The organism is Psychrobacter sp. CX5 (genome assembly GCF_057621535.2).
The window spans coordinates 2,145,785-2,162,698 of the sequence record NZ_CM177735.1 but is presented as its reverse complement, the minus strand read 5'-3'; the positions used below and the strand labels follow the sequence as shown (position 1 = coordinate 2,162,698).

Sequence of the window (16,914 nt, the reverse complement as noted above, 5' to 3'; positions counted from 1 at the left end):
TACAGGCTAATTATGACCCTACTCAATACTATGCGAAGCGTGACTCAAGACAATCTCACCTTGACACTCAATACGGTTACCGATACTTTGGTTTCAAAAATGCGAATTCAGACTGTATTAGTCACGTCGCTTATAAGTGTTATGGCGGTAAGCGCACAGGCTGCGGATACAGCTACTCAAATGAATCAAGCACCTATCGATAAAGCACCTATCTCCGTATCACAAAGCACTAATGGTATCATTGCAGTCGTTAATGATACGCCTATTTTAAAAAGTGATTTAAGCGCCGCTATTGCCTCGACCCAAGCCCGTATTAAAGCCAGTGGTCAACCTGTTCCTAGTGCACAGCAGCTGCAAAATGATGTACTAAATAGTCTAATTATGCGCCAGCTTCAGTTAAACATCGTCCAAAGAGCAGGTATCCGTCCAGATGCGAATGCTGTTGATCAAAGTCTTGCTCGCATCGCACAATCTCAAGGACTGACCTCCCTATCTCAGTTACAACAAACTTTGGATGCCAAGCAACCTGGCAGCTATGCAAATTTAAGAGCCCAAATCGCTGAAGAAGAGTCATTAAAGGCTTTACAACAAAGTCAAATATCAAGTCGTGTCCGTATTACAGAGCAAGATGTAGATGCTTTTCTAGCATCTCCTGAAGCACAAAGACTCAAACGCGCTGAATATCGCACCATTCATATTCGCGTGCCTTTTAGTGATGATTATAGCCGCATTACTGAAAACGAAAAGAAACAAGCAATGCAAATTGCTGAACAAACCCAAAACTTACTTAAGACCAGCAATGATGCCCAGTACGTTTTAGATCAATTAAGCTCAGGTATTGCCAAAAACTACATTGCGCCTGTGCAAGGGGGCGATATGGGGTTTCATGAAGCGGCTGGACTACCCACTGATATTGCCTCGAAAATCACCCAACTAAATATAGGCGAGGTTACTCAGCCTAACATTACCCCAGCAGGTATCGATATTGTCAAGCTGGTAGACATCCGTAATGATGAAAATACCGTTATTCCTCAATGGAAGGTACGACATATCCTGGTGAAAACTGACAATCTCAATAACGACGCTCTTGCAGAACAAAAAATAAATGATCTCTATGAGCAGTTACGCCGTGATGCTAACTTTGCCTCACTTGCGGCAACTTATTCAGATGATCCAGGCTCTGCAGGACGTGGTGGAGATTTAGACTGGGTTACTGAAGGTCAAATGGTGCCAGAGTTTGAAGAGATGATGAAACGTACGCCTACTGGTGATTACTCTACTCCCTTTAAGTCACAATTTGGTTGGCATATTTTAAAGGTAGAGGATATGCGTGAAAAAGACGTTAGCGATACGATTAAGCGTAATCAAGCCCGTGACATCTTATTCCAACGTTTGGCACCTCAGGCTCAAGAAGATTGGTTACAAGAATTACGGGCTAATGCTTTTATTCAGGTCTTTAAGTAGCTTTTGTTTTAACGATTTGCTTACGTTTGATATATAAATAAGCAGAGTTTAGGATAAATACTGCCATAATTTATTATCTGATATGAGCTTGCTTTTTGAAACACTAATGAATAAAAAAACACCCTATTAAATAAATTGATAGGGTGTTTTTTACCGTCAATGATAAAGCCGGTCAATTTAGTAGCATAAATAGCTTATAGTAGCGTAAATAACTTATAGTAGCGTAAATAGCTTATAGTAGCGTAAGTTAGTAGCGTAAATAACTTAGAGACCTAAAACAGCACGGGGATCGATAGGTGTTCCGTTCTGTCTTAATTGGAACTGTAAAGCAACCTGATTGGTCTGTCCGCTACTGCCCATCGTTGCGATACGCTGACCCGCTTGCACTTGATCGCCCTCTTTGACTAAAAGCTCATTGTTATGGGCATAGACCGTAATATATGTATCATCATGTCTTATCATAATTAAGTTGCCGTACTCAGGTAATCCATTACCCGCATATAACACATATCCCCCCTTACTGGCCACGATAGGGTCTCCCATTCGACCCTCAAACCACATACTCATCTCACCTGCATTAGCATCAAAGTTTTTGATGACAGGATTGCTACTAGGATACCCATAACCTTGGGTAGAGCTAACGGTATCAGGAAAGTTAGAGGTATTATTATTAGCTGTCTGAGGTGCAGTTTGAACTGAGTTGTTAGGACGAGTATTAACGGGTCTGTTATTGGCAACAGCAGGTGACGACGCCCCACTTTCCCAAAGCTTAAGCCACTGACCTGCATAGATTGTATACTTACTGTCTAAACGGTTTAAAGCACCAATCTGACGATAACTTAAACCATATTGGGCAGCGATATGACTGACGGTATCTCCCGATTTAACCTTATAAAAATTAGGCACCCCTCGAGCATCTAATAAGACTTTAGGTCCAGTAGCTTGATAGGTAGGTTTAGTCGCACAGCCTGATACCATTAACACCCCGCCTAAGACAGCAAATGCTAGACCTTTCATCTTTGCAGATCGGTTGTTCAATAATCTGTCAGGTTTTGTTGTGGTACTGTCTATTATTACTGTGTTAGACATGAATAACTCCTAAAAAATACAATATGACAAGGGTAAATAAATTGGAATAGGAAATGGATTTAAATTTATTAAAATAAATGAGATCAAATTTTAGCACTAAACTTATTATTCTGAATCTGTATGCAGAACCAGTATTTAGAACATGTATACCGTATCAGTTTGAATCAGCTTAGTTTAGGAAACTTTTAAAATAAATGAAGACAATATGCGAAACCCTTAAATTAAACACTTGGGTTAAATGGTCATTCTCTTTAATCCTAATAATAACGAAGCAGTAATTTATTTTAGATTAAAATAGCGCATTGTAGGCTGCAAATATAGGCTCTTACTCTAACATACTAACCATTCGATGACTGAAATTCGCTGACTTAATTTTGCTGAGTTAATAATGATTGATTGAGTGAGTTTACTATATCAAGAGCCTAATATAATAGTAAATACTGTCTATCAAACGTTTTATTTCTTAATCAAATAGTATTAGCATTTTTTAGCAGATATTTTTATAGAATTCACTTAACCGCTACATTTAATCCTCTTTACTATCTTATCAATGAATATCTTGTCTGTGAGGTTCAAATTTCCATTAAAAGTATAACCGCAACACTAAAAAAAGTATAATTGCGACGCTATGAGACGCTATGAAAGGTAGAATTTTGCAAATCGTAATTAAGCTGTAGTGTCAAATTAAATAAATTGATTAAAGACGTCTTATTACAACGTTTCTTTACACTGCATATAGGTTTGGTTAGGGTAAATTTGTTTAGAGCTGTTAAAATACTACTTTGTATAACTTGTCAGAATATGAATGAAATATTTGTGACTATTTTATGATATTGATAATTATCACTATTGTAGCAATATGGGTTACGCTTTATAAAATTAGCGTCACAGTTGCTTCACAACTAAGCGGATTGTTCATGTCATAATATACCTTAATATACGAATACTATAAGTTCAGCACTCATTTAAATGTGGTTTTCCATTTTAATGTGATTTTCTAAAAAATGCTATTTTCTAGATTAATTACTAGATTGAAAAAAGACCCTAATTGAGCAAAGCTACTTTTTATAAGGTGCAAGTTATAACGTGCAAGCTATCATCAGCAAACTATATATTGAACCACTTTACGAATGATAAGCTATAAGTACCGTTCAAATGACATCTTCAAAGAGTATTGCTTTTGAAGAGTATTGTTTTTAACGACTCTCTAAGATTCGCCTTAATGATGAATGACTGTGTTAAAGAAATACAAAGAAATATTTTTGGTTTCGACAAATTCCTTATAACTTAATAAGATGACGATGAATATTATGAAAAATCTTACCTCTAACTTTTTAAATAACACTATGAAAACCGCATCACGTAAATTTTTACTGACTGCTTTAGTGAGTACCGGCGCTTTATTTACCTCTATTGCGGCGCAAGCAGCTCCTGAAGCAACTTATCCAGTAGATTTATCGGGTGCAACAGCAACCAAGCATGAAATAGCGGTACTACAAGTATTGTCTGAAGTATGTCCGCCAATGTTGAACCAACAGCAAAAATCTAATTTTTATAAAGCCTATAACTATGAATTAAAACAAATGTTGCCTTCAATTGATAACCCTAAAGCCGCTATCCAATATTTGTCGACTCAACAAGACTATAAAGAGATTTTATCAAGCATGCGCAGTTGGACAATGGGATTTTCTCGTGAAGAAAATTTAGCCCTATGCACCGACCTTGCTAACGCTAAGATCTAGTTAACCGACTCACCATTATGACTAACACATTGTTAGTATGATGATCTAAAGGTCAGTTCACACCAGAACTGACCTTTTTTATGATCTTGAGAGGTTCAAGTAAGGTCTTTATTAATTTAATACCGTTAAATAGTAGTACGCTGACGATATTTCTAGTCATTGCTACATTTAACGGTTTAACCGATTTGTACAATTTGTTAATATACACTTTTATTTAACCCTACAGGCATTTGCCTGTCGCTTATAGAGCGCGACTGGTTTATAGTAGGGGATGATATATGATACCTAAAGCATATAGTGACCTCTTCCATGGTACTCTATTGCATTAAACCTTTACTCCTAATTTAGATTCATTCAGATGTAGTCAAATATTATCAATCAGCTACGGAAGTCAGCCAACTGTGATTATGCGTCTTATTATTCTAGACCAACCACATCCGCTTTAACTGCCCAGCGCTCTTTCTACTGATCTATATACTGAATAACCTATGACCAAATACGGTGTCTTAGATATGACTGCTTTTGCAACTAAACTATTTCCCTCAACAAAAGATAAAACCAACTCAACCTCACCCCTGACCTCCCTTAAGTCTTTGTTTATAGGCTCTACTGTCCTACTGTTATCCAGTACATCCTTAGCAGCAACTATTAGTCCGCCTGAAATGGATAATAAAGCTTACATCTTAATGGACTATGATACCGGTGTAATACTGGCGGAAAAGAATGCTGATGAACCGCTACCTCCTGCATCACTGACCAAAATGATGACGAGTCATATCATTGAAGATAAGTTAATGTCAGGTGATCTCAAAGAGGACGAGCAAGTCCTTATGAGTAAAAATGCATGGTGTCGTGGTAGCAGTAGTGAGTCGTGCATGTATGTGCCGGTCAATAAAACAGCCTCTGTCATTGATATGCTTCGAGGCATTATTATTCAGTCTGGTAATGATGCTTCTAAAGCAATGGCAGAACATATTGCCGGTAGTGAAGAGGCCTTTGCGCAGCTTATGAATGCTGAGGCCAAAAAACTTGGTATGACCAATACCCACTTTGTTAATGCGACTGGTATGCCCGCTGAGGGTCATGTCGCTTCGGCTCGCGATTTAGCGATTTTGGCTCGCGCAATCATCAAGCAAGGTGGCGATTATTATAAGATTTATTCAGAAAAAGAGTTCACTTATAACAATATTACACAAGGTAATCGTAACGCCTTATTGCTAACAGATTCAACAGTAGATGGCTTAAAAACAGGTCATACTAATGCTGCCGGTTACTGCTTAGTGGCCTCTAGCAAACGTGAAGATATGCGTTTAATATCCGTTATTATGGGTAGTAATAGCATGCAATCACGGGCGGATCAATCGCGTGAGCTATTAAACTGGGGATTTGGGCATTTTGATACTGTCGTCTTGTCGCCAGCAAATCAATTTGTTCAGACCGTCCCTGTCAGCTTTGGTGAGACTGACAGTGTTAAAGTTGCTACCGGCGAAGCCTTAAAAGTATTGATTGCCAAAACTCAAAAGGATAAAGTAAGCTCAATCGTTAATATCTCTGATGACATTGAGGCCCCTATTGCTAAAGGTCAAGAGATCGGTAAAATGATGGCAGTGGTTGATGGTAAATCAGTGGCCTCTGTACCAATCGTCGCCACTCAAGATGTGGCTAAATCAGGTATTATGAAACGTGCTTGGCAACATATTGTAAAATTCTTCAGCGACTTATTCTAACTTATTGAAGATTTAAGTCGCGCCTGTGGTGCTTTGACAAACATAAAAATAGGGACTGTCCATGGACAGTCCCTTTTTTTATTATAAAGTAGAGTCGAAAAGCTCTACAATGATGAAAAGGCAACCGAGCGAAGGTACTACTAAACAAGGCTTAGAGAGGTTAACACCGTAACCGTTTAGTCGTTCCAACTATCGCAAGAGTATTGTATATCGTTTATGCAAGACTATCTTTTATGCGAGCCTTTTTTATACTTCATCTTACGTCTTTTGGCACGGGCTTCTGAAACACCCGGTCTCACTGTCTTCGTCGATGGTTTTTTCTTACCGGCATAAGGGTTGGTATTGAGTTTAAATTCAACCTTTAACGGCGTGCCCTCAAGCTTAAACACTTTACGAAACTCATTTTCCAAATAGCGTTGATAGCTTTTTGGTAATGACCCAGTCTGATTACCATGAATAACAATAACTGGTGGGTTATGACCCCCTAAATGGGCATAACGGAGTTTAATTCGGCGACCACCTGACATCGGAGGCGGATTAGCAGATACAGCATCTTCCAAAATCTGAGTCAAACGGTTAGTAGATACTTTAAACATCGAAGATTCATACGCTTTATGAATCGACGGATATAAGTTACCCACATTGGTACCGTGCAGGGCAGAAATAAAATGCACTTTGACATACGGTATAAAGTTGAAACGGCGGTCAAGCTCTATACGCACCATCTCTTTTTTATCTTCATGAAGATCATCCCATTTATTGATCGCAACGACCATAGCTCTGCCCGCATCAAGGGCATAACCCAGCATATGCAAGTCTTGATCGACAATCCCTTCTTGCGCATCAATGACGGCGATAACAACATTGGCATCTTTAATTGCTTGTAAGGCTTTAATGACGGAGAACTTCTCAACTTTCTCATCAATACGTCCGCGGCGACGTACCCCTGCGGTATCTATCAAGACATAGTTTTTGCCATTACGCTCAAATGGGATATAAATACTATCTCGTGTCGTCCCTGGCATGTCATAGACCACGACTCTATCTTCCCCTAACATTCGGTTTACTAGGGTCGATTTTCCAACATTTGGACGCCCGATTATCGCAAGCTTAAGCCCATCATGTGCTTCATCTTCAACATCTTCAGGCATATCTGCTGTTAAGTCTTCAAGCAAATTACCTATACCGCGGCCATGACTGGCAGTCATAGGATACGGCTCACCCAAACCTAAGGCATAAAACTCTGCAGGGGCAGCATCATGTACTCCGTCAATTTTGTTGGCAACTAAAAACACAGGTTTACCAAGAGTATGAAGCATTCTACCAATTTCAGCATCAGCGCCGATCATGCCAGCTCTTGCGTCAACCACGAATACTAAAATATCTGCTTCATGTATAGCGGTGTGCGACTGAGCTGACATATAGTCATCGATACTGCCATGACCATCGTCAGCCTCACCGATACCCCCTGTATCAATGACAACGAATGATTTGTTATTATACGTTGCGTCACCATACTGTCTATCACGGGTTAAGCCGGATAGATCAGCTACTAGGGCTTGACGGGATTTGGTCATTTGGTTAAATATTGTCGATTTACCCACATTCGGGCGGCCGATTAGGGCGACGACAGGTTTCATGGACATTGCTTATCTCACTTGGTTTTACAAGGTGTTAATGATTGAATTAAAATCAGAATTCTTGATGATTATATTTAGAACCTGTTTGCACAACTTCCTATTGGTTATTTCTATCTAAAACTGACCAACTTTAGCTATGCATACAGGTTGTTAACATTAGGGTCTGTTTGTTTAAGACCTATTGAGGTCTGTTGTCATAAAATAACTATTAATTTACTGAAAAAATGAATAATATTATCTTAATAATTAAAAAGTTGTCTGGTTCATTAAAAAGTTGTCTGGTTCATTAAAAAGTTTTCTGGTTCATTAAAAAGTTTTCTGGTTCATTAAAAAGTTATCTGGTTATTAAAAATGATTATCTAGTTGTTCAAAACAAAAATAGGATTATTCAAAAACAACTCGCATCACTAACTAATATTTTTTGATTACCGTTAGTCACTTCTTGAACCTCGTTATACCAAAGACTAATTTCAGTTAAATTATCTGGTTATGATACCATGGTTTTAATCCTCTTAATAATGAACCTATAGCAATTATGTCAAGACGCTCTGCACCCTTCGTCGCTCCAGAAGAAATAATCCAAGATCCTTTATCCAAGGAGGGGAAGAAACACGCTAAAGAATTATTGTCTACCCTTCAGGCGGACATTGCAGCCTTTCGTCATGACCAATTCCCACCTGATATACTCTCTCAAGTAAGAGATATGCCGATCTATATGGGCAATCATGATGAGGTGGCCGCCTATCATAAGCGTTGGCAGCCTTTTATTGAGCGTGCATTGCAATTTTATCCTGCGGCCTACCTTCCCCCAGATAATTTACCGCTACCCGCAAGCTTAGAGATACCACAATTTATTTACAATGTTCAGCGTTTGCATTTAACCAAAACCCGTGCCAAAGAATCCAAAAACTTTGGTTCGGTGGGCGCCTTAATTGATAAATGCGGTGAATTTACAGAGTCTGAATTTCTGAGGCTTGAGAAAGTATTTCAACACGATGAAACGGCACGTTTAGTCGCTCATCGAGAGTTTATTGATCTACGTGCTTATGTATTTTGTCGTGATAATAAGGGAGAGCTGCTTGACCCAGAACGTATCAGGTTTTACCGTACGGGTTTGATAGTCCAAGCACTGCCTAATTTCAAAATTGTCGATAGCCGCCAAAAACCTCGTAAACGTCGCAATGATGCTTACAGCCATCCTCTTGCCGATAATGGCACATGGAAAATTTATAAGAAGAAATAAACGGACCCTAACTAGGCAACTTTCAAAAAGACAGACTCTAAATGGGCATATTTTAAATAGACAGACCCTTACATTTTATTTATCCTTCAAGACTTATCCTTCAAGACTTAAACCTAAGAGTCTCTTTGCTCCTTGAAGATGCACCATATATAAGGACCCTACATGCTCGCAGCTTCCGTTGTCCAACCTAGCCTAATGCTACAAGTCACGATATTTTTAGGGGCGGCACTGTTATTAGTGCCTCTAGGTAAGCGACTTCATATCTCCACCGTCTTAGGTTACTTAATTACGGGGCTATTGCTAGGACCGAGTGTATTAGATGTGGCCGGTGATGCAGAAAGCTTGATGCACTTTTCCGAGTTCGGGGTGGTCATGCTCCTGTTTGTCATTGGTTTGGAGCTACAGCCTTCACGTCTTTGGGCATTACGTCATTCAATATTTGTGTTCGGTGGTCTGCAAGTCGGGGTAACGGGGCTATTACTCATGGGACTGTTATATCAGTTTAGCCCCTTAAGACTAGATACCGCATTCATCGTCGGTTTTGGTTTGGCACTGTCCTCTACCGCCTTTGTATTACAAGTTTTGACAGAAAAAGAGCAACTATCCAGCACTCACGGGCGTGAAGCTTTTACCATCTTACTGTTCCAAGATATTGCGGTTATCCCTTTATTAGCAGTCATTCCCTTTTTATCTGGGGTGCGTGAGCAAACGTATGACATCATGTATTTTGCAAAAGTGGTCGCCGTATTTGGCGGTTTATTTGTCGTCAGCCGTTACGTCGTCCGCCCCTTTTTCAAATTCGTAGCGTTAAGCGGTGCCAACGAATTATTAACCGCTGTGGCACTCTTTATCGTGATGGGTGTGTCCATTTTGATGGGTCAGATTGGTCTGTCGATGGCATTGGGCGCTTTCTTAACAGGGGTGCTATTAGCTGACTCGGAATATCGCCATGAGCTTGAAGCCAGTATTGAACCATTTAAAGGCCTATTATTAGGGCTGTTCTTTATGTCCGTCGGGATGCTAACGGATGTGAAGCTTATAATGGCTCATCCTATACTAATCATCGGCGCGGCCATCGTATTAATGGTGATCAAATTTGGTGTCATCAGTATTATTGCACGGCTATTAGGCAATCGTTTGCCGACGAGTATTCGACTTGGGGTGACGTTGGCCCAAGGCGGTGAATTTGCCTTCGTCTTGTTCAGTACCGCTGCCAATCAAAATGTGTTAAATCAAGAGTACGCTAACCTACTGACACTCATTGTCACGATATCAATGGCGCTTACACCCATTGGATTTTTACTATTAGAGAAGTTTGGTGAGCCTAGATTTGCAAAACGTCAACCAGATAGAGAATATGACAGCATTCCTGATCACGAGCACCCTGTGATTATCGCTGGATTTGGTCGTGTTGGGCAAATTATCGGACGGGTGCTGCGGATGCACAATATCGAATTCACCGCTATTGAAAGCTCAGCTAACCAAGTTGATTTCGTGCGCAAGTTTGGTAACCAAGTCTATTATGGAAATCCGCAAAACCCTCAGATATTGCGCACCGCTGGCATCGATAAAGCCAAAGTATTCATTATCGCCATTGATAATGTTGAACGCTCCATAGCCACCGCTCAATATTTGCATAATCATTATCCTAATCTTAAGATACTGGTTCGGGCCCGCAACCGTAACCACTTTTATCGCCTGCGGGAAATAGGGATTACCCATATATGGCGTGAGACTTACCTATCATCATTGGATATGTCTCGTGAATCACTTGAAATACTCGGTATGTCTCCTGACAAAGCACGTGAGACCATTAAAGCGTTCCGTGATTATGATGATAAGCTGCTAAATCAACAGCAAGCGATCTATGAAGATGAAGCCAAACTGATAGAATCGGTTCAGTCCTCGATGATGGAGCTTGAGAGTCTGTTCGACTCTGACCATGATGAGGGTAAAAAACTTGATTTAGAGGATATAGAAACGGCAGTTGGTATCAATAAATATAGCGACTTAAAATAAGACTAAAAAAAGCGAATGATAGAAACCGCATTGACTGAGTTGTCTGTTATTTAGTTTAAGGTTATTTAGTTTAAGGTTATTTAGTTTAAGGTTATTTAGTTAAAAGTTAGTTTGTATAATTTATTTAACCCGTTCTCAACTTATTATAATTCACTGTAGGCTGGTGCTTTTAGCCCAGCAAATTAAGACCTTTAATCAAAATGCTGGGTTAAAGCCACAGCCTACGTTAAGAGTTGAGAATGAGGTTTATTTAGCTTAAGTTATTCAGTTTGGCAAATGTGAGGCTTTTGCTTCTTATTCAGAGAAGTCACACAGCGCCATATGCCATTGTTAGGTTCAATCTCATTATTGCCATCTGCTGAGCGATACATAATATAAGTCTGTCCATTTAAATTACGATTTGGAAATGGCACATTTTGTATACGGGCTATAAGGGCACAACTACTGGATCTATTGCCAAGTGCAGGGGGCTGCTGCACCACCTCTAAGCTTAAATAATTATTCGCAGTTTCATTTAAATTATCATTTAATTTGGCAGGTAAATTATCAAAACGTTCTTCTACGGGACAGTCTCCCCTACCTTGATACCTCTCCTCTACATAAGTAGTTGCGATACGGGTAGCTACAAAGGTGTCATTGATAATGCCTTTCTCTTTCGGCTGAGCATATATGGGCAAAAATTGCTGATAGATCACCATCAATAAAAAACTGAACAGCCCAAAAGCAAACCCCATACCGACCACGCTGACGCCGCCCTCTCTTTGTAAATGCTCCTGTTGTCTTTTTGGCTCTCGAGGATAGTCGACCAGTACATCTGCTATTTCTCGTCGCGCCATCCGGTAATAATAAGCATCCGCCCAGCGCGCCACCATTGCCGCCCAAAATATCCAAATAAGCAAGGCAATCAATATCCGTGTCGCCATTTGATAAACATCCGGTACAAACGACATAAAGGCAAACTCGAATGCCACTAATATTATGACGACATTGAGCTGAATAAACGACCAACCAGCAATGGTGTAGACAATACAGTCCAAATAGCGCTTTCGATATAGCAGCCAGCCAAAGGTCACAAAGAAGGCAGCCCAATTCCACTTAGGTGACAAGTAGCCTTGAGTATCGAACTGTGCAAAACGCTTTAGATAATAACGCTGTGAACGGTGTCCAATAAACCATTTATCCAACTGAACACGTTGCTCTTGCGTCAGCTGATCTTGATAGAATGGTGGTGGCGAGGTCTCTTCTATAAATAACATTAGAACTAAGCCTTGTGTTAAACGGATACAATGCCTGACCAAACGAACTCTCATCGTTTGGTCATCGTATTACACGTGATTTGCGTTATAATACGCCAAAATTACTGTTTATTTTAGGGTTCAATTGATATGAGTACAAATAATTCGCCTAGTGGCGACACTGATCACAATGATACTAATAGCCACTCTGTTAGCAGTCATACTGACAATAAGCAGACTGCATTCCCGCGCTTTATTAATACCTTTATGAAGCGCCGTACTCATGTCAGTAAGTCTGCGGAAAATGCGCTAACGGATCCAGCTTATGCCGTCTATATCGTCAATTCAACAGACGATAAAGGTCAAGGACTTATCGATAACATTACTGATTTGCGCGCCCTGTTTAGCGATACCAAGCAAACCCCTAATGGTCCAGATGCGCCGCTAACTTTTGAGATCGGTTTTGGTATGGGTAGCTCACTTGTTGAAATGGCGAAGGCAGACCCTAAGCGTAACTTTGTTGGTATTGAAGTCCATGAGCCTGGTATCGGTAAATGTGCCGTTATGGCTAGTGAGCAAGGGTTAAGCAATTTAAAGATCATTAATGGTGATGCCATTCGCTTAATGCAGCAACTGCCTGAAAATCATATCGATCGTATCCAGCTCTACTTCCCAGATCCTTGGCAAAAAAAACGTCATTACAAACGACGCTTTGTTAGCCCTGAGCGTATGCAGATATTAACCCGTTGTCTAAAGGCTGGTGGTTGGTTTCATGCTGCCACAGATTGGGAACACTATGCCTTCTGGATGCTTGATGTCTTAGATAACGTTGATGGACTAACCAATACCGCTGGCGTGGGAAACTTTACTCCTCGACCCGACTTTCGTCCTATGACTAAGTTTGAAAAAAGAGGCTTAGACCGTGGGCACGGTGTTTGGGATTTAATCTATCGTAAAGATTAACGCGTCACACATGACCTTGTTAATGAGACTGATATTAAGCCTTAAGTAAACATCTACCTATCAAAAAAGATAAGTGCCGTTATTACTAACAGTAGGATTAATATGAGTTAGCTTAACATGGTCTCGAGTTAATACACTTTCAAGTTAGCAGCTTATAAAGCTGCTATTTCTTTAAATATTGGCTTTGGTATATTTTAGTTTTATACCTTTATATTGTGAAGCCGACTTAATATTTTGAAGGCTGTCATTTTGTAAAAGCTCCTCGTAAATAAACCTACTGTCATTAAACAATCATGCTAGCGTCATATTTGTGAAACACCCCTTATTTTTAGCATACAAAATGATCAAATTCTCAAAATATTTAGCAAACTTATTTAGCTTTTTAATCTATATAAAAGTCTACATTTTTTTAAATGAGTTTGTTAAATTGTTGTGAGCGCACAGCTAGCAAGGCGATTAGGAGTTTTCCCCATTAACTGTGGATAACTCTGTGGATAAGCTACCCCTTGACAAGTTATACCCTAGAGAACATAGGAGGTTGAATAAAATTGTTCATTTTTTATACAGTTATTTTTATTAATAAAATCAATTACTTAGTATCAATAACTATTAAATGACTGTTAAATTTAAATATTTTGTAGGCTTATATATTAGATCTTAATATGTTTCACAACTTGACCCTTAAGTCTTATTTAACCTGTGGATAAGTTTATAAATTTCACTCAAATGTATTGACTTTAGCAACTTTTATGGTCTTATTAAGTTGGCTCTAATTGAATATTAAGTTTTATAAGGCTTAAGCTTGATGGGTAAATTCTGAAATATTTAGATACGAATTTATTGGGCGTCAAAAATTTAGGTAAAGTTAAGCACATTACTGCAATTTAACTCCTTTTTTAAGGCGATTTAACTCCCTTTATTAGTTGGTATCTTATAGTCGTTATCTTATACAAGCAGTCTGCATTTTACTTAATCAATTAATGTTTACTGATAACGAGTTAACGGTTAACGCCAATACATTTCTTGTCACAAAAATTATCGATAGCGTTTAGATAACGCTTAAAGGCTACCTATGAAGTTACGAATTTTGAGTGTTGGCAATAAAATGCCAAACTGGATCAGCACTGGATTTGATGAGTATCACAAACGTATTCAGCCGATGCTGAGCACTGAAATAGCAGAACTGACACCTGCTAAAAGAGCTAAAAATCCTTCAGAGGCAAATTTAGCCCAGTATCGCGAACAAGAAGGCAGTGCTATTTTATCAAGCCATCAGTCGAACAGCCGTGAAAAGCTGTGGGTACTTGATGTTAAAGGGAAAATGCTATCGACCGAACAGTTGGCAAATAAGCTCAATGAAGCCATGCAACTTGGCGATGATATTGCAATAGTGATTGGCGGAGCTGATGGGGTTTCCCCTGAAGTGTTGGCGGCGGCCGACTTTAAGTGGTCCTTATCGCCGCTTACCCTACCCCATCCTTTAGTTCGGGTAGTATTGATGGAGCAGCTGTACCGAGCGATGAGTATTAATCATAACCACCCGTATCATCGGGGTAATTAGAGAGACGTACTCTACAAGCAAGCACTAATGAAATAGTTTAGCCGTTCAAAATCGTTAACTTGGCTTATTTAATTGCTCTTTTGCCACTAAACGTTGTATATACTTACCTCGGCAAATCCCTGTTCTATGCCACCCGACATTGACCGTTAGGCTTTTGTCCCGACTATCTTTGAACTGAAAAGTATTATATTCATTGTTGTTAACACTGATCTCGAACTGGTTATAACAAAATTTATGATTGCCAGAATGACCTCCATTCAACTCAACTTCCTCCCATATGCCTTGTTTTTTAACATTTTCGATTAATAGATCTTCAGTCCTGTCATTAGGGTTGTTGTAGGTCATTGATATAGATCTCAACACTAGTTTTGTAAGATATTTAGTTTTGTCGGGCTGTGGTAGATTTTCAATAAGAGGAGTTGTTAATTGAGTGAGCTCTTCTTTAGAAGGTTTATCTTCAATAGACCAATAAACATCTTTCTGTTCCGTTACATAACTATCATATAATCGCCATAACCCAAACAAAGCTGCCGACATTAGCAGCATGGCAACAAGCGTTTTAAATATATTAGCGACTGTTTCCATTAGCTAACTCCTAAACTATGCTGTACATTCGAGTCACTGGCTTGCGACTCACTTAAAATAATAACCACTTGAAGTAATAGTCTCATAAAATAATAGCTACTTGAAAAAAGTCTTGCGAAATAACAGTATCATAAAATAGTACCCTCTTAAAATAACAGTTGCTTTATTGAACAAGGAAGTTTAGCCCCGATTGTAGCGGTATCCTAGTGAGATAAGTGATAGCGGAGGTAGGCTTGGGGTGGCGACGCGAAGCAAGCGACGCCCCAAGCTGTAGCGACGCATCACTTAGATAACTAGATATAGCGTACAAGCGGGATTGGCTACATCAAATCCTAAACCATGACTGTTACCTTATATAAGCTTGAATATCATAAGTGTGACAAATGGAAATGACTACTGCAAAGCATTTAAATGCTGACATAATTTTAGCGAAGCTTGTCTTTAAAAACGTAATGATGCCCCCATAACTTAAGCCATGAACCCATCAAAAAAAGTAACACAGCCACTGACTCAAGGGGCACCCAAGTCCTTATCGACTAGCATTACACCGTTGACCAGTGGTGAGGTGATTGCGCCTGCACAGCCCACTTCCACCTTGCCAGCGTTATTTATTTCGCATGGCGCGCCAACGCTTGCCTTGGAGAAAAGCACGACCACTAATGCGTTGGCGCGAGTGGGACAAAACTTGCCCCTACCAAAAGCTATCATTATTATGTCGGCGCACTGGGTGAGTCATACTTTGGAGATCTCAAGCAATCCGCAACCGCAAACCTGGCATGACTTTTCAGGCTTTGATCGTGCTTTGCATGAGTTAAATTATCCTGCAAAAGGCGCGCCTGCACTAGCAGAATCACTGTCCGCTCAACTGAACAAGATGGGTATTATCAATAGCTTAAATCCGCTGAGACCTCTGGATCATGGTGTATGGACACCTTTGATTCATCTGTATCCTGAGGCGAATATTCCGGTTGTTCAGATATCTTTACCCAGATATTTTGATGCTTATGCGTGTTATCAATTGGGCAGCTTGTTTTCGCAATTGCGGCATGAACAACTATTGATCATCGGCTCTGGCAGTATTACTCATAATTTACGTGCGATTAAGTGGCATGCCAAAAGTGAGGATACATTAGCTAAGTCATTTAAACAGTGGCTACTTAATCAGCTTAAGACGGATATTCCGGCGGCTTTAGACTGGCAACAATTCGCTGATGCAGATCAGGTTCATCCAACTGCTGAACATCTGTTGCCTTTGTTTTTTGCGCTTGGGTCAGGTCAACGCGTCTCGGTCATACATGAAAGTATGGTGCATTATAGTTTGGGGATGGATATCTATCGCTTTGATTAGGATAGTTTATATAAACGCTATCATTATCAATTAAGTAAATGTTTAGTGAGTGAATGAGCAATTGAGTTCATTGACTCATATTGCGCGACATTATTTTTGTGCCAAACTCTCTTTGTTTACGGCTAACTTTGTTAAAATCTACTTTTATTAAATAACAGTTTAGAACTGACAGTTTCTAAATTATAACTTCTAAGAGATCACTTTCCTCTCCCAACTTCTAGCGAGGTCAATAACTTGCAAAACGATACCCCAGAAATTCAAACTCATTCCACATCCCAGACTTTAAAACAATCCCAAG

12 protein-coding genes are annotated in these 16,914 nt (G+C 39.6%); 8 read left to right on the top strand and 4 right to left on the bottom strand.

What is annotated here, in order from left to right; all coding sequences use genetic code 11:
* Positions 1-12 precede the first annotated feature (12 nt).
* Positions 13-1,464 carry a peptidylprolyl isomerase gene (locus tag AC21OG_RS08435; RefSeq protein WP_486547416.1) on the top strand — a complete coding sequence of 484 codons (1,452 nt, stop codon included), beginning with the start codon at positions 13-15 and terminating at the stop codon, positions 1,462-1,464.
* Between the two features lie 264 nt (positions 1,465-1,728).
* Here the strand turns inward: AC21OG_RS08435 and AC21OG_RS08430 are convergent, their stop codons facing one another.
* On the bottom strand, positions 1,729-2,553 hold the full coding sequence (locus AC21OG_RS08430; protein ID WP_486547417.1) for a LysM peptidoglycan-binding domain-containing M23 family metallopeptidase: 825 nt from the start codon (positions 2,551-2,553) through the stop codon (positions 1,729-1,731).
* A gap of 1,310 nt (positions 2,554-3,863) precedes the next feature.
* Between AC21OG_RS08430 and AC21OG_RS08425 the strand changes: the two genes are divergently transcribed.
* Both AC21OG_RS08425 and AC21OG_RS08420 read left to right on the top strand, forming a co-directional pair.
* Complete coding sequence (locus tag AC21OG_RS08425; protein ID WP_486547418.1) at positions 3,864-4,295, top strand: MCR_0457 family protein; 432 nt, start codon at positions 3,864-3,866, stop codon at positions 4,293-4,295.
* A 512-nt stretch (positions 4,296-4,807) separates the two neighbouring features.
* Positions 4,808-6,022, top strand: coding sequence for a D-alanyl-D-alanine carboxypeptidase family protein (locus AC21OG_RS08420; RefSeq protein WP_487377648.1), 1,215 nt, complete (start codon positions 4,808-4,810; stop codon positions 6,020-6,022).
* 224 nt (positions 6,023-6,246) lie between these two features.
* On the opposite strand, the gene der is transcribed toward AC21OG_RS08420, so the two are convergent.
* A complete protein-coding gene (gene der, locus AC21OG_RS08415; RefSeq protein WP_486547419.1) occupies positions 6,247-7,668 on the bottom strand; it encodes a ribosome biogenesis GTPase Der in 1,422 nt (473 codons plus the stop codon).
* Positions 7,669-8,197: 529 nt separating this feature from the next.
* On the opposite strand from der, the gene AC21OG_RS08410 reads away from it, so the two are divergent.
* A complete protein-coding gene (locus tag AC21OG_RS08410) occupies positions 8,198-8,905 on the top strand; it encodes a hypothetical protein (RefSeq protein WP_487377649.1) in 708 nt (235 codons plus the stop codon).
* A gap of 162 nt (positions 8,906-9,067) precedes the next feature.
* Positions 9,068-10,924: a monovalent cation:proton antiporter-2 (CPA2) family protein gene (locus AC21OG_RS08405; protein WP_486547421.1), complete on the top strand. Its 1,857-nt coding sequence runs from the start codon at positions 9,068-9,070 to the stop codon at positions 10,922-10,924.
* 260 nt (positions 10,925-11,184) lie between these two features.
* Here AC21OG_RS08405 and AC21OG_RS08400 read toward each other — a convergent pair whose 3' ends face one another.
* The gene (locus tag AC21OG_RS08400; protein WP_487377650.1) at positions 11,185-12,180 is read right to left on the bottom strand and encodes a DUF2628 domain-containing protein; all 996 of its coding nucleotides are present in this window, start codon (positions 12,178-12,180) and stop codon (positions 11,185-11,187) included.
* Between the two features lie 129 nt (positions 12,181-12,309).
* Between AC21OG_RS08400 and trmB the strand changes: the two genes are divergently transcribed.
* Both trmB and rlmH read left to right on the top strand, forming a co-directional pair.
* Positions 12,310-13,122, top strand: coding sequence for a tRNA (guanosine(46)-N7)-methyltransferase TrmB (trmB, locus tag AC21OG_RS08395; protein WP_487377651.1), 813 nt, complete (start codon positions 12,310-12,312; stop codon positions 13,120-13,122).
* Positions 13,123-14,194: 1,072 nt separating this feature from the next.
* The gene (gene rlmH / locus AC21OG_RS08390; RefSeq protein WP_487377652.1) at positions 14,195-14,683 is read left to right on the top strand and encodes a 23S rRNA (pseudouridine(1915)-N(3))-methyltransferase RlmH; all 489 of its coding nucleotides are present in this window, start codon (positions 14,195-14,197) and stop codon (positions 14,681-14,683) included.
* Between the two features lie 54 nt (positions 14,684-14,737).
* Here rlmH and AC21OG_RS08385 read toward each other — a convergent pair whose 3' ends face one another.
* On the bottom strand, positions 14,738-15,268 hold the full coding sequence (locus AC21OG_RS08385; RefSeq protein ID WP_487377653.1) for a hypothetical protein: 531 nt from the start codon (positions 15,266-15,268) through the stop codon (positions 14,738-14,740).
* Positions 15,269-15,743: 475 nt separating this feature from the next.
* Here AC21OG_RS08385 and AC21OG_RS08380 point away from each other — a divergent pair, with 475 nt between their 5' ends.
* Positions 15,744-16,616: a DODA-type extradiol aromatic ring-opening family dioxygenase gene (locus tag AC21OG_RS08380; protein WP_487377654.1), complete on the top strand. Its 873-nt coding sequence runs from the start codon at positions 15,744-15,746 to the stop codon at positions 16,614-16,616.
* The last annotated feature ends 298 nt before the right edge of the window (positions 16,617-16,914 follow it).